Raw genomic sequence first — 21355 nt, forward strand, 5'->3', positions numbered from 1 at the left:
GCCCAGCACGCATCCGGCACGGGCCGGGCGCCTCGGAAGAGGTGCCCGGCCCGTCGTCGTCCCCGCCCCCGGTGCCGCGGCGCCGGAAGTGGTGTTCAATCGTAGGGACCAGCTGCCGGAGGAGGAGCCGTGGTCGTCGTCGTGTGGGACGCGGTTCCCGTCCAGGTCGCGCTCGTGCTCATCGCCTTCGGGCTCACGTCGCTGGTGGGCCTCGAGCGGAGGCTGCGGCGCAAGAGCGCCGGACTGCGCACGCACGCCCTCGTCGGCACCGGCGCGGCGGTCTTCACCCTCGTGTCCGCCTACGGCTTCGGCGCCCTGCCCGGCATCGACGCCGGGCCCGACCCGTCCCGTGTGGCGGCCCAGATCATCACGGGCATCGGCTTCCTGGGCGCGGGCGTGATCTTCACGAACCGGGACGTGGTGCACGGCCTGACCACGGCCGCGAGCATCTGGCTCTCCGCCGCCATCGGCATGGCCTGCGGGGCCGGGCTCGTGCCGCTCGCCGTCGTCGCCACGGGACTGCACTTCGTCTCCGCGCTCCTGCTGACCCCGATCTCCCACCGCCTCCCGGGGATGCTGGCCCCGCAGGGCCTCCGTCTGCGCTACGAGGACGGGCACGGCGTGCTGCGGGAGGTCCTCACGGTCGTCGACGAGCTGCAGCTGAGCGCCTCGGTGGTCTCGAGCCGGACGGTCGAGGGGCCCGGGGGAGCCGAGGTGGAGCTGCTCCTGCGGCTCGACGGCAAGACGGACCTGCGCACGGCGGCCGTGCAGCTGTCGAAGGTCGCCGGGGTGCGCGACGTCGCCCAGCAGCAGCTCGAGCAGGAGCCCGGCGACTGAGCCCGCGGCCCGCCCGGGTCCGTGGCGCACCGGGTCCGGGCGCCGTGAAAAGATGGGTGCCATGACGATCACTGCTGCCGCCGACGGCTCCGCGCTGGGCAATCCCGGGCCCGCGGGATGGGCCTGGTACATCGACGACAACACCTGGCGGGCCGGCGGATGGCCGCACGGCACCAACAACATGGGCGAGCTCAAGGCCGTGCTGGACCTGCTCGAGGCCACGGCCCACCGCCCCGACGAGTCCCTGCGGGTGCTGTGCGACAGCCAGTACGTCATCAACTCGATCACGAAGTGGATGCCCGGCTGGAAGAAGAAGGGCTGGAAGAAGAAGGACGGCAAGCCCGTCCTCAACGTGGAGCTCATGAAGGCCCTGGACGCCGCGATGGCGGGGCGGGACGTGCACTTCGAGTGGGTCAAGGGCCACGCCGGCCACGAGCTCAACGAGGCGGCCGACTCCCGCGCCCGCGCGGTGGCCACCGCGTTCCAGACCGGGCGCCCCGCGCCCGAGGGGCCCGGCTTCGACGGCGCCGCCCGGCGCCCGGACGCGACGAGCCCCCGGCCCCCGGCCCCGCGGCCGGTGGAGGGGCCCGCGGACGGGGCGGTGGAGGCCCACGACCCCGACGCGCTCGAGGACCGCCACGACCCCGACCTGCTGAGCGAGCTGCTCGCCCACGAGGAGGAGCTGGCCCGCGGCCGGACGGCGGGGGAGACCGTCCAGGCCCTCGAGCGGGACCTGCTGCGCCCGGAGGTCAGGGCGGACCCGGGCCGGCTGGGCCAGCTGCTGCACGAGGGCTTCGCCGAGGTCGGTGCCTCGGGATCGTGGCGGTCCCGGCAGGACGTCCTCGACCGGCTGCCCCGCGAACCGTCCCCCGGCGCGGTGGACGTGCACGTGCTCACGACCACCGAGCTCGGCCCCGCGGCCGTGCACCTCGTCTACCGGCTCACGGCGGGGGACCGCACGAGCCTGCGCAGCTCCCTGTGGGTCCGGGAGGACTCCCGCAACGAGCTGGGTCCCTGGCAGCTGCGCTTCCACCAGGGCACCTACGAGTCCTGACGGGCCCGGTCACACCTCGGGGGCGTCGTCGGCGGGCTCGATGCCCGGCACGCGCACGGTCATCGTCGCCCCGCCGCCGGGGGTCCCGGTGAGCCGCACGGTGCCGTCGTGCTGCTGGACGATCGCGGCCACGATCGACAGTCCCAGCCCCGTGCCGCCGGTCTCCCGCGTGCGGGAGGAGTCGGCCCGGTAGAAGCGCTCGAAGACGCGCTCCGCGTCCTCGCCCTGGATGCCCGGGCCGTGGTCGCGCACCTGCAGGACGGCGTTGAAGGAGTCGTCCACCGAGCGCTCCACGCCCACCGCGATCTCGATCGGCGTGCCCTCCGGGGTGTAGCGCAGGGCGTTGGTCACGAGGTTCGCCACGACCTGCCGCAGCCGGAACTCGTCACCGTGCACCCACGCCGAGACCGGTGACCCGCCCCCCAGGCCCTCGACGGCGATCCGCCGGTCGGGGGCCGAGACCCGGGCGTCCCCGGCCGCGTCGAACGCGAGGTGCAGCAGGTCCACGTCGACGTTCTCGCCGGGCCGCCGCTCGTCGAGGCGCGCGAGCATCAGCAGGTCCTCCACGAGCTGCGTCATCCGCTTGGCCTCCGACTCGATCCGGGACATCGCGCCGGCCACGTCCTCGGGCTCCTGCAGGGCGCCGTGCCGGTAGAGCTCCGAGTAGCCGCGGATGGTCACCAGGGGCGTGCGCAGCTCGTGGGAGGCGTCGGCCACGAACCGCCGCAGCTTGGCCTCGGACCGGGTCCGGGCGTCGAAGGCGTCCTCGATGTGGCCGAGCATCGCGTTGAGGGAGGCCGAGAGCTGGCCGATCTCCGTCTGCCGGTTGTAGCCCTCCATGCGCTGGGAGAGGTCGCCCTCCGCGATGCGGGCGGCGGTCTGCTCCACGCGGTGCAGGGGCGCGAACGCGCGGGTGACCAGGACCCAGCCGACGGCCATGGCCGCGAACAGGGTCGCCACGCCGAAGCTCAGCGTCAGGAGGGTCACCGCGCTGAGCATGGCGTTCATGTCGTCGAGCGGCTCGACGACCGCCACCACCAGGTTCAGCCGCTCCGTCTCGGCTGCGACCACCCGCCACCGGCGGTCCGGGGCGTCCACGGAGCCCACGGTCGTCGGCTCGAAGGGGTTCTCCCGCACCTGCTCGAGGTTGATCTGCGAGAGGTCGGGCCGGCGCTCGAGCACTCCGTCGGGCGTGTGCACCGCCTCGGCGAGCGTTCTCCCCTCGGCGTCGAGCAGGAACCCGGCGTGGGGCACCTGCACGCCCTGCCCGCTGCCCATGTCGGCCACCAGCACCGTGGAGACCGACCGGACGGAGTCCTCAAGCCCGCGGTCGATGTCGTTCAGGAGCGAGGTCCGCAGCACCGAGATCGCCACGAAGCTCGTCACCAGGATGGACAGCGCCAGGAGCAGACCCGTGAGCACCATGAGCTGTGAGCGCAGCGAGGCCGAGCGCCACCGGGAGGACAGGGTGTGCATCCCGGGACCGGGTCAGTGGTTCTTGTGCGAGGACCGCAGGAGGTAGCCGACGCCGCGCTTGGTGTGGATCAGCGGCGGCAGCTCCGGGTCGTTGTCGATCTTCCGGCGCAGGTAGGAGATGTAGGACTCCACGATCGAGGCGTCCCCGTTGAAGTCGTACTCCCACACGTGGTCGAGGATCTGCGCCTTGGACAGCACCCGGTTCGGGTTGAGCATGAGGTAGCGCAGCAGCTTGAACTCGGTGGGGGACAGGTCGATCTCGCGATCTCCCCGGAACACCTCGTGCGCGTCGTCGTCGAGGACCAGGTCGTCCACGCGCAGCCGGGAGTCGTCCTCCTCGGCGGGCTGCGTGCGGCGCAGGACGGCGCGGATGCGGGCGACGACCTCGTCGAGGCTGAAGGGCTTGGTGACGTAGTCGTCACCGCCCACGGTCAGCCCGGTGACCTTGTCCTCGGTCTCGTCCTTGGCCGTGAGGAAGAGGATCGGGAAGTGCCGCCCGGACGCGCGCAGCTTGCGGGTGACGGAGAAGCCGTCCATGTCCGGGAGCATGACGTCGAGCACCGCGAGGTCCGGGTTCTCGGACTCCGCCTTGGCGAGGGCGTCACGGCCGTTGGCGGCGGTGACCACCTCGAAGCCGGCGAAGCGCAGGGACGTGGCCAGCAGCTCGAGGATGTTGGGCTCGTCGTCGACGACGAGCAGTTTCGCTTCGGGGTTCTCGTTCTTCACGCCACCCATTTTCTCGGAACACCCTGAACGCCGCCTGAACGGCGGTCACCGGTCCTCCGGGAGTTCGCCGGGGGCCTCGACGGCCGCGGCGTCGACGATCCGGTAGGCGTAGCCCTGCTCCGCGAGGAAACGGCGGCGCTTGGCCGCGTAGCCGGCGTCCACGGTGTCGCGGGCCACCACGGTGTAGAACGTCGCCGGGCGGCCGTCGCGCTTGGGCCGCAGCAGCCGGCCCAGGCGCTGCGCCTCCTCCTGCCGCGAGCCGAAGGCCCCCGAGACCTGCACCGCGACCGAGGCCTCCGGCAGGTCGACCGAGAAGTTCGCGACCTTCGAGACCACGAGCACCGGCAGCTCCCCGGCACGGAACGCGGCGAAGAGCTTCTCCCGCCGTGCCGTGCTCGTGCTGCCCTTGAGCACCGGGGCGTCGAGCAGCGCGCCCAGCTCGTCGAGCTGGTCCAGGAACTGCCCGATCACGAGCACCGGCTCCCCGCGGTGGCGCGCCACGAGCCGGGCGACGACGTCGAGCTTGTGCGGGGAGGACGAGGCGAGGCGGTGCCGGTCGGCGTCCTCGGCGGAGGCGTAGGCCATCCGGTCCGCGAGGGGCAGCTCCACCCGGACCTCGACGCAGTCGGCGGGTGCGATGTGGCCCTGGGCCTCGATCTCCCGCCACAGCGCGTCGTAGCGCTTGGGGCCGATGAGGGAGAACACCTCGCCCTCCCGGTGGTCCTCGCGCACCAGGGTGGCCGTGAGGCCCAGCCGGCGCCGCGCCTGCAGCTCTGCGGTCATCCGGAACACGGGGGCGGGCAGCAGGTGCACCTCGTCGTAGACGATCAGCCCCCAGTCGTGGCCGTCGAGCAGTTCCAGGTGGGGGTGGATCCCGCCGCGGCGCGCGGTCAGCACCTGGTAGGTGGCGATCGTCACGGGGCGGACCTCCTTGACGGCCCCGGAGTACTCACCGATCTCGTCCTCCGCGAGGGTGGTCCGGCGCAGCAGCTCGGCCTTCCACTGCCGCGCCGAGACCGTGTTCGTGACCAGGACGAGCGTCGTCGTGGAGCTCGCGGCCATGACCCCGGCGCCCACCAGCGTCTTGCCGGCGCCGCAGGGCAGGACGACGACGCCGCTGCCGCCCGCCCAGAAGTTCTCCACGGCGTGGCGCTGGTACGGGCGCAGGGCCCAGGCCTCGCCGGTGACCGGGTCCGTCTCCGTCAGGGCGACGGGGTGGGGCGTGCCGTCCACGTAGCCGGCCCGGTCCTCCGCCGGCCAGCCCACGGTGAGCAGCAGTTGCTTGAGCTGGCCGCGCGCGCTCGCGTGCACCACCGTGGTGGCGCCGTCGATGCGGGGACCGAGCAGCGGGGCGATCCTGCGGTGCCGGGCGATCTCCTCCAGGACGGGGGCGTCGTGGCTGCGCAGCACGAGCCCGTGCACGGGGTCCTTCTCGAGCACGAGCCGGCCGTAGCGGGACATCGTCTCGTCGATGTCCAGGAGCAGGGCGTGGGGGACCGGGAAGCGGGACCGGGTGAGGAGGACGTCGAGCACCTGCTCGGCGTCCAGCCCGGCGGCCCGGGCGTTCCACAGGCCCAGCGGGGTGATGCGGTAGGTGTGCACGTGCTCCGGGGCGCGCTCGAGCTCGGCGAAGGCGGCGAGCTCCCGCCGGGCGTCGTCGGCGTCCTCGTGGTCGAGCTCGAGCAGCACGGTCCGGTCGCTCTGGACGATCAGGGGTCCCACGGGGCGGCTCCTCCGTTGTCGGTCGGGTTGTCGGTCGGGTCATGGGTCGGGTCGTCGGCAGGATCGTCGATCGGGCGCCGCAACCGGTCCCGGCCGGTGAGCCGGTCCACCAGCTCCTGGATCTCCGCCGCTGAGGGGACGGGCAGGCGCGGAGCGGGGACCTCGAGCAGCAGGGTCGGGTCCGCGGCCGGGACCGGCGGGGCGGGCTCCGCGGGGGCGACGTCTAGCGCCGGCTCCGTGCCCGTGGCCCGGACGGCGGCCGCGAGCTCGCGGAGCTCGCCGTCCCGGCCGGCCGGTCCCCGGCGCCGGCCGGGGACCTCCTCGCCGGGGCCGACCACGAGCACGCCGGGCGCGGGCCGGCGCAGCCGCCGCCCCGCGAGGTCCGGGGAGCCGGCGAGCGCCTCCAGCAGCTCGTCCTCACCGGTGAGCACCCAGTCCGCCCGGGTGATCCGGATCCGCCCGTGCCCCCGGCCCGCCTCCTCGACCAGGTAGGCCAGGGCCTGCGGCACCGTGCCCCGGCCGTGCTCCTCGAGCCACGCCAGGATCGAGGGCGGGGTCCAGCCTGCGTCGAGCGCGCGGTGCAGGGAGCGCTCGCTGAAACGGTGCCGCGGGACCGGCCCGTGGCCCTCCGGCTCCGCCAGCCGGTCGAGGGCGCGGGCCACGTCCGGGGCGAGGTAGCCGGTGGCCGTGGCCGTGAGGTCGCTCTGCAGCAGCACGGTCCGCGAGGGCGCCGGGAGCCACCCGGCCACGGAGCGGGCGGCGTCCCCGGGCCGGTCCTCCGCGAGGGCCAGACCGGGAGCAGTGAGGACGTCGGCGCCCAGCAGACCGAGCTCGGCGGCCTCCGTCAGCATCCCCGGGCCCCACCGGTCCAGGGCCCTGGCCAGACGGGGGCGCCGCCAGCGGGCGAGCGCCAGGACGTCCTCGGGGCCGTGGCCACCCGGCGCCCGCTCGGCGAGCTCGGCGTGGGCGGCCAGCAGCGCCCGGCGCACGGCCGGGGCCTCCGGGGCGTGCGTGCCGCGGGTCAGGACCCCGACGACCGAGCCGTCGGCCAGGGGCAGACCCACCGCCGAGGGGACGACGTCGGAGGCCAGCCACGACCGCACCACGTGCCACCACTGGTCGGTGCGCTCGGCGTCCTCGAAGGGCGCCGGCGCGGGGCGCCAGGCCGAGGTGTCCGGGTCCAGCCGCACGAGCCCGGCGAGCTCGCCCAGGCCGAGGAGGCGGACGAGCTCAGCGTGCTCGACGCCCAGGGCCGAGCGCAGGCGGCGCAGCTCGCGCACGCCGATCGCGCCCGCCCGCAGGGTGCTCAGCGGCCGGGCCCGCAGCTCGGCGCGCAGCGCCGCGGTGCGCCGCAGCAGCTGCTCGACCGCCGCGGCGGCGGCGTTGTCCCGCACCCGGTTGGGCACGCGCGCGCCCGGCCGGACGGGCGGCTCCAGGGACATCGTGGCCCAGGGGTCGGGACCGCGCAGGAGCAGGCCGACCTCCCGGGGGAGCTCCACGTGGCGGGAGTCCACGGGGAACAGGACGCCGTGGGCCAGGAGCCAGTCGACGGGCCGGGCGTCGGCGTCGGCCGCGGGGTCGGTACGGCGCAGGGCATCGGGCAGGGCGCCCACGGGACGGGAGCGGAACCGTTCGAGGACCTCCCGCACCGGTGCGGGCCACCGCGCGAGCTCCTCGGCGGTGCGGGGCCCGGCCACGGGTCCCGCCGCGGCCGGTGCGTCACCGCGCAGGCGTGCGGCGAGGGCCGCGAGCACCGGCCGGGGGCGGCCGAGGCCCGCCGGATAGCGGCCGAGGGCCTCCGCCAGCCCGGGCACGAGCCGCAGCGCGTCGCCGTCCCGGTGCACGAGACCCAGGCGGTGCAGCCGGTCCCAGGGCGGGCCGGCCGGCAGGCGCGCGGCGGGCCCGTCCGGCGGGCCCAGCACCACGGCGCGCTCGACGGCGTCCAGCTCGGGCCGGGAGAGCGCGTCGAGGGCCCGGCGCAGCCCCGCACGGGACAGCAGCGCCTCGGCGAGGTCCTCGACCGACGCCGTGCCCGGGCGCACGGCGTCCGGCCGGGCGGCGAGCAGCTCGCGCAGCTCGGCCGGGGAGCGGGACGCGAGATCCCGGAGCAGGCCGTCCGGGAGCACGGATCAGGCCCGGCGGCGGCGCAGCAGGGAGCGCACGAGGACCGCGCAGAACAGCAGGAACGCCACGGGGAGCGCGAACCACGGAACCACCGTGAGCCCGTCCCAGGGGTCCGCGCCGACGGCCTTGAGCACCAGCAGCAGGGCGAGGCACACCGCGCACACCAGGCCGAGCACGACCGCGGAGACGCCGAGGACGTCGACCCCGGGGTGTCGGGCGGTGCGGTTCGCGGGCGCGGCCGCACGGTCGTCGGAAGCAGGCATGGGTCCAGAATACCGAGCGGAGCGGTGTGCTGCTGACCGCGCCCGGCGGTCCCCGCCCGCGGAGCAGGGCTAGAATGGGAGGTTCCACAGGGTGGCCCGGCGGCAGTGACCGACGGGCCGCCCCTCCACGAACACGAGGACGAGGGAGACAGCGTGCCCACCGGCAAGGTCAAGTGGTTCGATGCGAAGAAGGGCTTCGGCTTCCTGGCGGCCGACGACGGCCAGGAAGTGTTCCTGCCCTCCTCGGCGCTGCCCTCCGGGGCCACCACGGTGAAGCCGGGTACGCGGATGGAGTTCGGGGTCGCCCAGGGCCGGCGCGGCGCGCAGGCGCTCTCCGCCCGGATCCTGGACCGGACCCCGTCGGTCGCAAAGAACGTCCGGAAGCCCGCCGACGAGATGGCGGTCATCACGGAGGACCTCATTAAGCTCCTGGACGACATGTCCAACGGGCTGCACCGGGGCCGCTACCCCGACTCCCCGCACGGGAAGAAGATCGCCGCGATCCTGCGCACGGTGGCCGACAACCTGGACGTCTGAGGCCACCGCCCCGAGCGCCCGCCGCGGGGACCAGCTCCACCACCGGGACCCACGACCGGGACTCATGACCGGGACCCACGACCGGGACCCACCACCGGCATCCATCGCCGACATCCAGCACGAGGGAGACCAGCAGTGACCGAGGAGACCGTCCAGGACGCGACCGACGAGGCCGTGCCCCCGGCGCCCGAGCCGGCGACACCGGCGCCCCGCCGCCGCCGGGCCCCGAAGCAGGACCCCCTGCTCGTGGCCGACGTCGCCACGGCCCGCGCCGGGGTGGAGCAGATCGCGGAGCCCTCGCAGATCGGCCCCGGGCACCGGGTGACGGTGGAGGAGGACCGGCTGGTGGTCCACCTCTTCGAGTGCACGCTGCCCGGCTACCGGGGCTGGAACTGGTTCGCGAGCCTGGCCCGCGCCCCGCGCAGCAAAGCGGTCACGGTCTGCGAGGTCGGCCTGCTGCCGGGGGAGGACGCCCTTCTCGCGCCCGAGTGGGTCCCGTGGGCCGCCCGGGTGAGCCCCGAGGAGAAGGCCCAGGAGGAGCAGGACCGGGCCGAGGACGAGGCCGGGGAGAACGCCGCGGCCGAGGCTTCCGGAGGCGCTCGCGGTGCCTCCGGCGGCGACCGGGCCCCCGAGGACCGCCCCGCGGCCGAGGACGGGTCCGTCCCGCCGCAGGAGGGCGAGCGGTCCTGACCGCTCCGCCGGGGACCGCGGGGACGGACGAGGCCCCGGAGCCCGCGCGCGGAATGTTCCGGTCCTTCCGGTTCCGCAACTACCGCCTGTGGTTCCTGGGCGCGCTCGTGTCCAACATCGGGACGTGGATGCAGCGCACGGCCCAGTCGTGGCTGGTCTTCGACGAGCTCTCGGACCACGACGCCACCGCCATGGGCGTGGTGACGGCCCTGCAGTTCCTGCCCCAGCTCTTCCTCGCGCCCTGGGCCGGCGTGCTCGCGGACCGGCTCGACCGGCGGCGCCTGCTGCTGTGGACGCAGACGGCCATGGCGGTGCTGGCGGCGGGTCTGGGGGCGCTGGTCCTGGCCGACGCGGCCACCCTGTGGCACGTCTACGGCTTCGCCCTCGCCCTGGGCGTCGTTTCCACGCTGGACGCCCCTGTGCGCCAGACCTTCGTCTCGGAGATGGTCGACGACGCCTACCTCTCCAACGCCGTGGCCCTGAACGCGACCTCGTTCAACACGGCCCGGATGATCGGGCCCGCCGTGGCCGGCGTGCTCGTCGCCTCGATCGGGTCGGGCTGGGTGTTCCTCCTCAACACGCTGACCTTCGGCGCCATGCTCGCCGCCGTCCTCGCGATCCGCACGGACGAGCTGCGCGGGATGCCCCGGTCCGGGCGGGGGCGGGGGCAGATCCGCGAGGGACTGGCCTACGTCGGCAGCCGTCCCGACATCGTGGCGGTGCTGATCACGATCTTCCTCATCGGCACCTTCGGGCTGAACTTCGCGGTGTTCCTGGCGGCCATGGCCGGCCCCGAGTTCGGCCGCGGCTCGGAGACCTTCGGGCTGCTCAACTCGGTCCTCGCGGTCGGCACGGTGGCGGGCGCCCTGCTCTCCGCCCGGCGGCGCAGCGCCCGGCTGCGCTACGTCTACGGGGGCAGCGCCGTCTTCGCCCTCAGCTGCCTGGGAGCGGCGACGGCGCCCGGCCTCACGCTGTTCGCGCTGTGGCTGGTCCCCTGCGGGCTGTCCTCGCTGACCATCATGACCACCGCCAACGCGTACGTGCAGTCGACCACCTCGCCGGTGATGCGCGGGCGCGTCATGAGCCTCTACATGGCGATCTTCATGGGCGGCACCCCGATCGGGGCGCCGGTCGTCGGCTGGATCACCGACGCCCTCGGCGCGCGCTGGGGCATGGGCGTCGCCGTGGCGGCGGGGCTCGGCGGAGCCCTGGTGGGCTTCGTCGTGTGGTGGCGCCTGCGCGCAGGACGTGCGTCCGCCGAGGACGCCGGCTAGCGCCCTGACGGTCCGCGGAGCTGCTCGACGACGTGGTCGACACAGCGCAGCAGCCGGGCGACGTCGTCGGGTTCGATCGAGACGAACGTGGCGATCCGCAGCTGGTTGCGCCCCAGCTTGCGGTAGGGCTCGACGTCCACCACGCCGTGGGCGCGCAGGACCGCCGCGACCCCGGCCGCGTCCACGGTGTCGTCGAAGTCCACGGTGGTGATCACCGTGGAGCGGTCCTCCGGGCGGACCACGAACGGGCTCGCGAAGGGGGACGCCTCGGCCCACGCGTAGACGAGGTCGGAGGACTCCTTCGTGCGGGCCGAGGCCCACGCCATTCCGCCCTGGTCGTTGAGCCAGCGGACCTGCTCGTCGAGCATGACCAGGGTGGCCAGGGCGGGTGTGTTGTAGGTCTGGTTCTTCCGGGAGTTCTCGAGCGCCGTGGTGAGCTGCAGGAAGTCGGGGATCCACCGCTCCGAGGCGCCGATCCGCTCGATCCGCTCGATCGCCGCGGGGGAGAACGCCCCCAGCCACAGTCCGCCGTCGGAGCCGAAGTTCTTCTGCGGGGAGAAGTAGTAGACGTCCGTCGCGGCCAGGTCCGCGGCCATCCCGCCGGCGGCCGAGGTGGCGTCGACCAGCACCAGCGCCTCGTCCCCGATGCCGGCGGGGCGGGCCACGGGCGCGGCGACCCCGGTGGAGGTCTCGTTCTGGGGCCACGCGTAGACGTCCACGCCGTCCTCCGCCCGCGGCTCCGGGCGCGTCCCGGGTGCGGACTCCACGATCGAGGAGGCCTCCAGGAACGGGGCGCCGTCGGTGGCCTGGGCGAACTTCGCCCCGAATTCGCCGAACGTCAGGTGCTGCGCCCTGCGCTGCACGAGCCCGAAGGCCGCGGCGTCCCAGAACGCGGTGGCCCCGCCCAGGCCCAGCAGCACCTCGTGGTCCCCGGGCAGGCCCAGGAACTGCGCGAGACCCTCGCGCACCGAGCCCACGAGCTCCTGGACCGGCGCCTGGCGGTGCGAGGTGCCGAGCAGGGCGGTCCCCGCGCGGGCCACGGCGTCGACCTGGGCGGGGCGGATCTTCGAGGGGCCGGCGCCGAACCGGCCGTCGGCGGGCAGCAGGTGCTGGGGGATGGTGACGTGTGCGGGCAACGGGCGCTCCCTGGTGGTCGGCAGGCGGTGGATGACGCGCAGTGGATGGCGGGCGGTGGGCGCGGCCGCCGGAAGGGGTGCTCGCGCCGGTGGCGCCCCGGCCCATTCTGCCCCACGCGCGGACGCCGGGCGCCGCCCTCCGCCCGGGCCGCAGGACTCTCCCACTAAGCTCGTGCGGGAAGACCGGACCGGGCGGGATCCCCGGGGCTGGACGGCCGGACGAAGGATGACTGAGGCATGAGCGACCTTATCGACACCACGGAGATGTACCTGCGGACCGTGCTCGAGCTCGAGGAGGAAGGGATCACGCCGATGCGGGCGCGCATCGTGGAGCGCCTCGACCACTCCGGGCCCACGGTCTCGCAGACGGTGTCCAGGATGGAGCGGGACGGGCTGCTGACGGTGGGCGCGGACCGGTCGCTGCTGCTCACCGAGGCGGGCCGGGAGCGGGCCGTGCAGGTCATGCGCAAGCACCGGCTCGCGGAGCGGCTGCTCGCCGACGTCATCGGGCTGGACCTGGCGCAGGTGCACGACGAGGCGTGCCGGTGGGAGCACGTGATGAGCGAGCAGGTCGAGCGGCGGCTCGTGGACCTGCTCCACAGCCCCCGCCACTCGCCGTACGGCACGCCGATCCCCGGCCTGGCCGCCCTGGGCGTCGAGGAGAGCCCCGCTGCGGCGCATCCCTCCCTGCTCGACGCCGCCCGTCACGTCCCGGACGGCCCGCACACCATCGCGCTGCTGCCGGAGGTGGTCCAGGCGGACGCCGACCTGCTGGGCGTGCTGAGCGACGTGGGCGTGCTCACCGGGGCGGAGGTCAGGGCCCGGGTGGACGGTCAGCTCGTGCGGATCGAGGTGCCGGCCACGGGGCGGTCCGCGGAGATCGACCTGCGCACCGCCGCGGCCATCCGCGTCCTCGCTCCCTGACGGGTCGCCGGAGCCATCGGGGAGGTTTCCCGGGCGCCTCCGGAGCGCTCCGGCGGGCGGTCGGCTCCGGATGTGTGGACGTTCACAAGGTACTTTCGACCAGTTCGCCCCGCTCCGGCGCCCCGGGGTGCGATATCCCTGGTGGGACGCGGATCGTCCGGGTTCCGAAGCGCACTGCACAAGCTGTCACACGGGCAAATTCATACTCCGCAGTGCACTAATGCCAGGGTATTGGTATTTTTGCCGTCGCCTTGTCGTTATCGGCCGTGATCAAAACGTGACACTTCCGTAATCAGTCATGTACTGTTCAACGCGTGCCGATCACTGGTCGGATCAGCACCCACGGAGCACATCGCCGAATTCTGCCGGTGCCCGTGGCCTCTACACAGAAACTGCTTGGCAGAAGCGAGGGAACCATTTTCGGTCCCGGTGATCCGGGTCCTTGGGGTTAAGTCGTCAGAGCGCGTGCGTTCTGCGGCCGGGTGTCTCCCACCCGAATCCGACAGCTCACCTCGTAGGCAAAGGGAGGAACTCAACCATGTCGCTTTTCAAGCAGAACACTGCCCGCCACCGCGCCGAGAGCACCTCGCGCGCCGTGCGCAACACCACCATCGCCGCCGCCGCCGGCGCCGCGATGATCGGCTCCATCGCCCCGGCCCAGGCCTACGCCCAGGCTCCCGTCGAGTCCGGAGCGGCCTACTCGGCCCCGGCCCCGGCATCCGCCTCGCTGGCCGGCTACACCTCGTACACCTACCAGGCCCCGGTCGCCGCTCAGCCGGCCGCGCAGCCCGCCGCCCCGGCCTACGAGGCCCCGGCCCCGGCCGCGCAGCAGACCGCCGCCACCTCGAGCGTGACCCCGCAATCCACCGCGATCACCGAGATCAGCCCCGCCGCTGGCGGCATCGTGGGCACCGCGATGTCCGCGCAGGGCGCAGGCTATGTCTACGGCGGTACCTCCTACGGTGCCTGGGACTGCTCCGGATTCACCGGGTGGGTCTACGCGCAGAACGGCATCGACCTGCCCCGCACCAGTTTCCAGCAGATCGCGGCCGCCACTCCGACGACCAACCCGCAGCCGGGGGACCTGGTGTCCCAGAACGGTGGCAACCACATCGGCATCTACATCGGCGGTGGCAAGATGATCTCGGCGTTGAACCCGACCCAGGGCACCTTCGTCCACTCCGTCAACGCCATGCAGCTGGACGGCTACTACACCTTCTGATCGGTCCCCGCCGCCCGCACCCCCGGGTGCGGGCGGCACCCGATCCCCCCCAAAGCACGGAGAGCCGCTCTCCCGGTTCTCCGTGCTTCCTGCTGTCCGCCCGGACAGCGCCTCTCCCCTCCGCTCGCCCGGCCGTCGTTCCCGATCCCGGAACACCGTCCTGCCGGACATCGGACCACCCCAGCATCCCCCGGCGCGATCCGTGCTGTCCCCGTGCCCTCCGACAGGCCGGCTCGGCCCCGCCAGAAAGTCGTCTGAACTCCTCATGACCCGTGACCTGACCTCCTCCAACGGCATCGGCTCGCTCCTGACCGGCAAGGCCCGCACCGTGGCCGCCGTCGCTGCGTTCTCCGGACTGGCCCTCGCCACCACCGTGTCCGTGCAGTCCGCTCCCGCCCAGGACGCCTCTGCCGACGCTCCGCTGTCCGCCGTGGCTGCCGCCACCCCCGCCGCGGCCCCCGCCGTGTCCCTCGAGCCCGTCGCCCACGTGACGAAGGCCGAGAAGTCGGCGTCGGAGAAGCCGGCCGCGAAGAAGGCTGAGAAGAAGGCCGAGCGGAAGGTGCAGACCCCGGTCGTCTCGGCCCCCGCCGTGGCCGCCCCGGCCCCGAAGCCGGCCGTGCAGGCCGCCCCCGCTCCGAAGCCGGCCGTGCAGGCCGCCCCGGCCCCGAAGCCGGCCGCCGCGCCTGCCCCGGCGGTTGCGGCTCCGAAGCCCGCTGCTCCGAAGCCGGCCGTGCAGGCCGCCCCGGCCCCGAATCCCGTCGCCGCCCCGAAGCCGGTCGTGCAGGCCGCCCCGGCGGCCGAGCGCACCGTCAGCACCCAGAGCTCCGCCTCGGGCAAGGGCGCGACCATCTCCTCCGCCGCCATGGGCCAGCTCGGCGTGAGCCAGGACTGCACCGCGCTCGTCACGAACGCCCTGCGCGCCGCCGGGATCAACCACCACGGCTGGCCGGCCTCCTACCTGAGCCTCGGCACGCAGGTCTCCGCCGGCCAGGCGCAGCCCGGCGACCTCGTCTACTACGCCGACGGCGGCATGGGCGCGGCCCACATCGGCGTCTACATCGGCGGCGGCAAGGCCGTCCACGGCGGCTGGAACGGCGGCACGACCGTCATCGACAGCGTCAACGTGGGCTCCGGCCCCGTCTACGTCCGCGTGCGCTGACCGCACGCGAGAGCACGGTTCGGGTGCGCGGTTCCTGGTCGGCCAGACAGGAACCGCGCACCCGCTGTCGTTCCCGGCACCCAGCCCGGCGCCGCGCCGGCGGTCGATAGACTGGGGCCATGTCCACCGACTTCAGCCGCAACGCCCGCACGAGCCTCGATCGTGAGTACGCCTACATGGCCTACGGCATGATCGGCGGCGCCGTGCCCGGCATCGTGGTCGGCTTCGTCGTCGCCGCGTTCGTGGGCCACGCCGCGATGTGGCTCTCGGTCTTCGGCGGCATCGGGATCGTGCTCGGACTGGTCACCGGGATCCTGCTCCACCGGAGGCGGCATCCCTCGGCCGGTACCGGAGAGAACCGGGAGCGCGGCGCAGCGCCGGAATGACGTGCTCCCGCAGCAGCGGGGCCAGATCCGCGGGGAGCGCGGCGGGGGAGTCCCCCACCACCGGCTGCCAGCGCAGCTCCTCGATCTCCGCGAGCGGCACGGGCCTGCCTGTCAGGGGCGCCGTGAACACCGTGCAGCGCACCCACGTGCCGGCCTCGTTCGCGGCCGGCGCCTCGAACTCCCCGAGCAGGAGCAGCTGGGCGGTGTCCAGCCGCAGGCCCACCTCCTCCGCCGTCTCGCGCACGGCGGCCGCCGCCGGGGACTCGCCCGGGTCGAGCTTGCCGCCCACCAGCATGAAGCGCTCCGTGCCGCGCTTGCGCACCGTCAGCAGCGCCCCGTCGTCGTCCCGCAGGCACACGGCGGTGATGGTCAGCACCTCGGCGTCCGCGGGAGGACCCCCGGGATCTGCCTCGACGGCTGCGCGCAGCCGGCCGATCTCGTCGTCGAGGTTGGTTGCCGCCGCGGCGCCCCACCGCCGCTGGGCCTCGGGGGTCCGGAACAGCGGCCGCCGGTGCCGCAGGTCCTCGAGCACCCGCAGCCGGGCCTGCGCGAAGACCGGTGCGGGCACGTGCGCGTACTCCTTCCGCACTCCCGCGACGTAGGCGGCGTAGCCGGCCGGGTCCGCACCGAGCACCGAGAGGTCCGCGTCGAGGAGCACCGCTCCTGCGGTGTCCTCCTCGGTGACCCGGTGCCCGAGGGTGAGCAGGACCAGCCGCTCGACCTCCGCCGCGAGCGGCTCCGGGAAGCCGGCGGCGCCCAGCCGCGCGCGGGCCAGCTCCGCGGACTCCCGCTCGTCCGCCCCGGGACGGCCGCGGTAGACCGCGTCGTGGAACCACGCGGCCAGGACCAGGGCCTCGTGGCCGGCGGGGTCGGGGCCGGTCCCGTGCCGCAGCAGGTCGACGGCCTCGAGCACCGCGAGCAGGTGGGAGGGGCCGTGGTAGTGCCGGTGCGGCTCGCTCCACCGGTCCACGAGCTCCTCGCCCAGCGCCGGGTGCGCCGGGAAGCGGGCCGTCCACCGCCGCAGCAGCACCCGGGCGACCCGGTCGGGGCGCGCCCGCGCCGGGACCCGCAGCCCGCTGCGCACGAGCACGCGCGTGAGCCGCCGGCCGTCGACCGGCAGGGCGCCCGCGGCCACCGCCTCCTCGTACCGGCTCTCCGGCACGTCGTAGTGGTCCCGGTCGAACGCTCGCCGGGAAACGCCCAGCCGGTCCGCGAAGGCGTGCAGCTCCTCGTAGGACGTGTCGGATACCAGGTGCGAGAAGTGCGTCCCGTGGGCTGGCCACAGCGGCGGATCGATGTAGACGGGCATGCGATCGATCCTAGACGTGGCCGGTTAGCGGGGGTCCGGGGGAGCCCCTAGACTGTTCGCGTCGCCCTCGTAGCTCAGGGGATAGAGCACGGCTCTCCTAAAGCCGGTGTCGTTGGTTCGAATCCAATCGAGGGCACGCACGGACGTCCCGGACCGCACGGTCCGGGACGTTCTTCTGTTCGGGGCGGGTCCCGGGCGGGTCCGGGGCGGGTCCGGGAGACCTGGCGCGGCCGCCGGCGGAGACCGCCGGTCACCACCGGGCGCGGCCGGTCACCGCCGCGCTGCGGGCGCTCACTCCCGCGGCGGGGCGTCGGCGGGGGCGGCCCTCGACCGGCGCCGGACGGCCTCCACGGCCACGGTCGCGGTCACGGCGAGCAGCAGCACGAGCAGCACCCAGCGGGCGATCACCAGCACGGAGGCCAGGGTCACGGCGGAGCCGTCCGCGGGGTCCGCGAGCGCGGCGTCGATCGCCGCGTTGCCCGCCAGGGAGACGGCCGCGAAGCCGAGCACCACGGCCGAGCGCACCCAGCGCCGGGCGCGGGACGCCGTGTTGACCGCCACGAACAGCAGCCAGGCCAGCCCCACGAACAGCGGGGCCAGCAGCCCGGAGGAGCGGTGCACCGCCTCGTACTGGGCGCGGCCCTGCTCGCCCAGCGCCGTGGCGAGGCGCTGGGCGTGCTCCTGGTCGAATCCGCCCGGCATCCACTCGGGCAGGGCGAGCCCGCCGGCCGCGGCGGCGCCGAACTGGGGGAGCACCCAGGCGTGGACGTACAGCCACAGGACCGCCGAGACGGACATGGCCACCCCCACCACGAGACCCGAGCTCGACCTCGTGGGCTCGGGACGGAGCTCGCCGGGGCCCGCCTGGTGCAGGCGCGTTCCCCGCCGCGGCCCCGGAGGCGCCGCGGTGCCGCCGTGCTTGCGTGCCTTCTGTGCGCGTGTCAGTCCCATGCCTCCATTATCCGGTCGTGCGCCCTCCGCCCAACGCCGGGACCGGGGGTAGGCTGGGGCCACCCGCACCGGTCCTTCGGGCCGCAGGGGGGGCGGCCCGGCCGAGGACGACCGGGCGTTCGACGAGGACGACACGGAGGTGCCGGTCATGGAACTGTCCATCGGACTCCCGGACGGCCTGCTCATGCGGCTGACCGAGGGCAACGTGCTGACGCTGTTCGATAAGGACCACGAGACGGTGCGCCGCACGGTGGACTGCTCCGTCCTCGGCGGCGCCCCCATCGCGGACATGGTGTGGTCGCACAAGCTCTCGGCCGTGATCGTGGCGGTGCCCTCCCTGCACCGGCTCTTCCGCTGGGACCCGTACACCGACGTGCTGTACGAGTTCGCGGGCACGGGCGAGTCCGGGCGGCGGGACGGCAAGGCGGCGCAGGCCAAGTTCGCCGCCACCGTGTCCATCACCGAGGACGGCAACGGCACGCTGTGGCTCATCGACCGCGACTCCTCGTCGCTGCGCTGCATCGAGATCGACACCGACAAGCCCGACGGCGGCCCGCAGGTCTGCACCGTGGTCGGACGTGCGGGCGCTGGCTTCGCGGACGGTCCCGCGGACGTGGCCCAGCTGGACCACCCCGAGGACCTGCAGATCCTCTACGACGGCTCCGTCGTGATCGCCGACACCGGCAACGACGCCATCCGGCACCTCGACCCGGCGAGCCGGGAGCTCGACACCGTCTACGGCGGGGGGACCGAGAGCTCCGTCGAGTTCGACGACGACATCGCGCTGCAGCGGCCCGTCCGGGTCACGGTCGCCGACTCGGAGCTGTGGGTCGAGGACGACAACGGCCGCCACCGGCTCGAACTGCACTTCGTCTGAGGGCCGTCCCCGCCCCGGCCCGGCTGTCGGACGGCCCTCGGTAGACTGGGTCCACGATGGACTACCTCTTCGACAACCCGCTCCTGCCCTCCGCCTCCGTGGCCCGCCCCGGCACGGCCACCCCGCCGCGGCGCGGCACCGTCTCCGCCGACGCCCTCGTGGAGGGCCTCAACGACCCGCAGCGGGCCGCCGTCGAGCACTCCGGCTCACCGCTGCTGATCGTCGCCGGCGCCGGCTCCGGCAAGACCCGTGTGCTGACCCACCGCATCGCGCACCTGCTGGCGACCGGGCGGGCCCACCAGGGCGAGATCCTGGCGATCACGTTCACGAACAAGGCCGCCGCCGAGATGCGCGAGCGCGTGGTCGAGCTCGTGGGGGACTCCGCGAAGTCGATGTCGATCTCCACCTTCCACTCCTTCTGCGTGCGCGTGCTGCGCCGGGAGGCCGCGAGCGTGGGCCTGAAGTCGACCTTCTCCATCTACGACTCCGCCGACTCCCTGCGGCTCCTCACGCTCGTGGCCAAGCAGCACGACCTCGATCCCAAGCGCTTCGCGCCGAAGAGCATCCAGCACCGGATCTCCGCGCTGAAGAACGAGCTCGTCGACGACGAGACGTACCTGTCCCGGGCCTCCGAGAGCGACCCCTTCGAGAGCGCCGTGGCCCAGGTCTACCGCGGCTACACCGAGCGGCTGCGCGCGGCCAACGCCATGGACTTCGACGACCTCATCGCCCAGACCGTGCACATGCTCCGGGCGTTCCCGCAGGTCGCCGAGTACTACCGGCGGCGGTACCGGCACGTGCTCATCGACGAGTACCAGGACACCAACCATGCGCAGTACGCGCTGGTCCGGGAGCTCGTCGGGACCGGCGCGGACGCCGGGACCGGGCCGGGGGCGAGCCCCGTGCCGCCCGCCGAGCTGACCGTGGTGGGCGACTCGGACCAGTCGATCTACGCGTTCCGCGGGGCCGACATCCGCAACATCGTCGACTTCGAGCAGGACTACCCCCAGGCCCGGACGATCCTGCTGGAGCAGAACTACCGGTCCACCCAGAACATCCTCACCGCGGCCAACGCGGTGATCGCGAAGAACACGGGCCGCCGGGACAAGCGGCTCTGGACGGCCTCCGGCAGCGGCGAGAAGATCACCGGCTACGCCGCCGAGAACGAGCACGAGGAGGCCCGCTTCATCGCGGAGGAGATCGACCGCCTCCAGGACGAGGACGGCTACCGCCCCGGTGACGTCGCCGTGTTCTACCGCACCAACGCCCAGTCGCGCTCCCTCGAGGAGATCCTCATGCGCGTGGGCCTGCCCTACAAGGTGGTGGGCGGCACCCGCTTCTACGAGCGCAAGGAGATCAAGGACGCCCTGTCCTACCTGCGCGCGATCGTGAACCCGGACGACGACATCAACGTCCGCCGGATCGTCAACGAGCCCAAGCGCGGCATCGGCGACCGCGCGGAGGGCGCCGCCGCGGCGCTCGCCGAGCGCGAGCGGATCTCCTTCATGGCCGCGCTGCGCCGTGCCGACGAGGCACCGGGGATGGCCACCCGCTCGCTGAACGCGGTCAAGGTGTTCGTCCAGCTCATGGACGACCTCGCCTCGGTCGCCGAGGGCTCGGGGGCCGCCAGCGTCCTCGAGGCCGTCCTGGAGCAGTCCGGGTACCTCGCGGCGCTGCGCCAGTCGCAGGACCCCCAGGACGAGTCCCGCGTCGAGAACCTCGCGGAGCTCGTGGCCGTGGTCCGGGAGTTCGAACGGGACCGCCCCGACGCCGGGCTGCCCGAGTTCCTCGAGCACGTCTCCCTCGTGGCCGACGCCGACCAGATCCCCAACCGGCCCGCCGCCGGGACCGAGGGCGGGCCGAGCGCCGAGCAGATCGCGGCGGAGGTCGCCGAGGCCCGTGCCCAGGGCGTGGTCACCCTCATGACCCTGCACACCGCCAAGGGCCTCGAGTTCCCCGTGGTCTTCCTGACCGGGATGGAGCACGGGCTGTTCCCGCACCAGCGCTCCCTCACGGACGAGAAGGAGATGGAGGAGGAGCGGCGCCTCGCCTACGTGGGCCTCACCCGGGCCCGCGAGCGCCTCTACCTCACCCGCTCCGAGTTCCGCTCCATGTGGGGGCAGTCCCAGTACAACCCGGCCAGTCCGTTCCTCGACGAGATCCCGGCCGAGCTCCTCGACTGGAAGCGCGAGGGGTCCTCGGCCCCGGCGTCGTGGGGCTCCGCGCTGCACGGCGGCGGCTCCGGGCAGCGGGACCCGATGCGCGGCTCGTACTGGGGCGCCGCGGCGGCGTCGAACGCGGCCTTCGAGCGGATGGCGCCGTCCCGGGCCACCACGGCGGGACGCGTCCAGCCCAACAAGGAGATCCCGAGTCTGTCCGTGGGCGACACCGTGGACCACACGGCGTTCGGGAAGGGCACCGTGGTCTCCCTCGAGGGCGCCGGCGACAAGACCGTGGCGAAGGTGCGGTTCGGGGCCGACGAGAAGCGGCTGCTGCTGCGCTACGCGCCGCTGACGAAGGTCGGCTGAGCCCGGCCGGCCTGCCGCGGTCCACGGTGGGACGGACGCCGCGGCGGAACGAGAGAGCCGCGGCGGAACGAGAGAGCCTCCGTGGTGGAGGTGGTCCCCTCGAGGGGAGCACCTCCACCACGGAGGCTCATTCCGTGCGGCGTCCGGCCGATGTCGAACG

At 74.0% G+C, this 21355-nt stretch carries 19 protein-coding genes, 1 tRNA gene and 1 riboswitch; of the genes, 12 read left to right on the forward strand and 8 right to left on the reverse strand.

The annotated features are described in order from the left end of the window. Positions 1-129: 129 nt before the first annotated feature. Together Q0817_RS09870 and Q0817_RS09875 are read left to right on the forward strand one after the other, a co-directional pair. Positions 130-837 (forward strand): MgtC/SapB family protein, encoded by a 708-nt coding sequence (locus tag Q0817_RS09870; protein WP_298586506.1) that lies wholly within the window; start codon positions 130-132, stop codon positions 835-837. Positions 838-898: 61 nt separating this feature from the next. After that, entirely contained in the window at positions 899-1891 is a 993-nt protein-coding gene (locus tag Q0817_RS09875) for an RNase H family protein (protein ID WP_298586509.1), read from the forward strand. Between the two features lie 9 nt (positions 1892-1900). On the opposite strand, the gene Q0817_RS09880 is transcribed toward Q0817_RS09875, so the two are convergent. Genes Q0817_RS09880 through Q0817_RS09900 form a run of 5 tightly spaced genes read right to left on the reverse strand, consistent with a single transcriptional unit; the run spans position 1901 to position 8202 of the window. Beyond that, positions 1901-3367 carry a cell wall metabolism sensor histidine kinase WalK gene (locus tag Q0817_RS09880; RefSeq protein ID WP_298586512.1) on the reverse strand — a complete coding sequence of 489 codons (1467 nt, stop codon included), beginning with the start codon at positions 3365-3367 and terminating at the stop codon, positions 1901-1903. 12 nt (positions 3368-3379) lie between these two features. Further along, on the reverse strand, positions 3380-4102 hold the full coding sequence (locus Q0817_RS09885) for a response regulator transcription factor (RefSeq protein ID WP_298586515.1): 723 nt from the start codon (positions 4100-4102) through the stop codon (positions 3380-3382). 36 nt (positions 4103-4138) lie between these two features. Continuing rightward, positions 4139-5815 carry a DNA repair helicase XPB gene (locus Q0817_RS09890; RefSeq protein ID WP_298586517.1) on the reverse strand — a complete coding sequence of 559 codons (1677 nt, stop codon included), beginning with the start codon at positions 5813-5815 and terminating at the stop codon, positions 4139-4141. Next, positions 5803-7941, reverse strand: coding sequence for a helicase-associated domain-containing protein (locus Q0817_RS09895; RefSeq protein WP_298586520.1), 2139 nt, complete (start codon positions 7939-7941; stop codon positions 5803-5805). Before Q0817_RS09895 ends, Q0817_RS09890 begins: the two co-directional genes overlap by 13 nt. A gap of 3 nt (positions 7942-7944) precedes the next feature. Beyond that, positions 7945-8202 (reverse strand): hypothetical protein, encoded by a 258-nt coding sequence (locus tag Q0817_RS09900; RefSeq protein ID WP_298586523.1) that lies wholly within the window; start codon positions 8200-8202, stop codon positions 7945-7947. A 153-nt stretch (positions 8203-8355) separates the two neighbouring features. On the opposite strand from Q0817_RS09900, the gene Q0817_RS09905 reads away from it, so the two are divergent. The 3 genes from Q0817_RS09905 (at position 8356) to Q0817_RS09915 (ending at position 10703) form a co-directional block, all read left to right on the forward strand. Then, on the forward strand, positions 8356-8739 hold the full coding sequence (locus Q0817_RS09905) for a cold-shock protein (RefSeq protein ID WP_298586527.1): 384 nt from the start codon (positions 8356-8358) through the stop codon (positions 8737-8739). Between the two features lie 135 nt (positions 8740-8874). Then, complete coding sequence (locus Q0817_RS09910; protein ID WP_298586530.1) at positions 8875-9429, forward strand: DUF3027 domain-containing protein; 555 nt, start codon at positions 8875-8877, stop codon at positions 9427-9429. Positions 9430-9482: 53 nt separating this feature from the next. Further along, entirely contained in the window at positions 9483-10703 is a 1221-nt protein-coding gene (locus Q0817_RS09915) for an MFS transporter (RefSeq protein WP_298586533.1), read from the forward strand. Here the strand turns inward: Q0817_RS09915 and serC are convergent. After that, a complete protein-coding gene (gene serC, locus Q0817_RS09920) occupies positions 10700-11839 on the reverse strand; it encodes a phosphoserine transaminase (RefSeq protein ID WP_298586536.1) in 1140 nt (379 codons plus the stop codon). The two genes, Q0817_RS09915 and serC, sit on opposite strands and share 4 nt — an antisense overlap. 237 nt (positions 11840-12076) lie before the next feature. On the opposite strand from serC, the gene Q0817_RS09925 reads away from it, so the two are divergent. The 4 genes from Q0817_RS09925 (at position 12077) to Q0817_RS09940 (ending at position 15530) form a co-directional block, all read left to right on the forward strand. Then, positions 12077-12763 carry a metal-dependent transcriptional regulator gene (locus Q0817_RS09925; RefSeq protein WP_298586539.1) on the forward strand — a complete coding sequence of 229 codons (687 nt, stop codon included), beginning with the start codon at positions 12077-12079 and terminating at the stop codon, positions 12761-12763. 343 nt (positions 12764-13106) lie between these two features. After that, positions 13107-13296: riboswitch (cyclic di-AMP (ydaO/yuaA leader) on the forward strand. 5 nt (positions 13297-13301) lie between these two features. Further along, a complete protein-coding gene (locus tag Q0817_RS09930) occupies positions 13302-13985 on the forward strand; it encodes a C40 family peptidase (RefSeq protein WP_298586543.1) in 684 nt (227 codons plus the stop codon). 265 nt (positions 13986-14250) lie between these two features. Then, positions 14251-15144 carry a C40 family peptidase gene (locus Q0817_RS09935; protein WP_298586546.1) on the forward strand — a complete coding sequence of 298 codons (894 nt, stop codon included), beginning with the start codon at positions 14251-14253 and terminating at the stop codon, positions 15142-15144. Positions 15145-15263: 119 nt separating this feature from the next. Next, a complete protein-coding gene (locus tag Q0817_RS09940) occupies positions 15264-15530 on the forward strand; it encodes a hypothetical protein (RefSeq protein WP_298586549.1) in 267 nt (88 codons plus the stop codon). Here the strand turns inward: Q0817_RS09940 and Q0817_RS20075 are convergent. Continuing rightward, positions 15448-16839: a DUF4031 domain-containing protein gene (locus Q0817_RS20075; protein ID WP_366139868.1), complete on the reverse strand. Its 1392-nt coding sequence runs from the start codon at positions 16837-16839 to the stop codon at positions 15448-15450. The genes Q0817_RS09940 and Q0817_RS20075 overlap by 83 nt on opposite strands. Before the next feature lie 63 nt (positions 16840-16902). Between Q0817_RS20075 and Q0817_RS09955 the strand changes: the two genes are divergently transcribed. Continuing rightward, positions 16903-16975: transfer RNA gene (locus Q0817_RS09955), tRNA-Arg, on the forward strand. Positions 16976-17130: 155 nt separating this feature from the next. Here Q0817_RS09955 and Q0817_RS09960 read toward each other — a convergent pair. Next, positions 17131-17790, reverse strand: coding sequence for a hypothetical protein (locus Q0817_RS09960; RefSeq protein ID WP_298586552.1), 660 nt, complete (start codon positions 17788-17790; stop codon positions 17131-17133). Between the two features lie 148 nt (positions 17791-17938). Between Q0817_RS09960 and Q0817_RS09965 the strand changes: the two genes are divergently transcribed. Continuing rightward, complete coding sequence (locus tag Q0817_RS09965) at positions 17939-18667, forward strand: integrase (RefSeq protein WP_298586555.1); 729 nt, start codon at positions 17939-17941, stop codon at positions 18665-18667. Positions 18668-18723: 56 nt separating this feature from the next. Beyond that, positions 18724-21195 (forward strand): DNA helicase PcrA, encoded by a 2472-nt coding sequence (pcrA, locus tag Q0817_RS09970; RefSeq protein WP_298586559.1) that lies wholly within the window; start codon positions 18724-18726, stop codon positions 21193-21195. Positions 21196-21355 lie beyond the last annotated feature (160 nt).

Source organism: uncultured Kocuria sp., from assembly GCF_947500125.1.
In the GTDB taxonomy this organism is placed as follows: Bacteria; Actinomycetota; Actinomycetes; order Actinomycetales; family Micrococcaceae; genus Kocuria.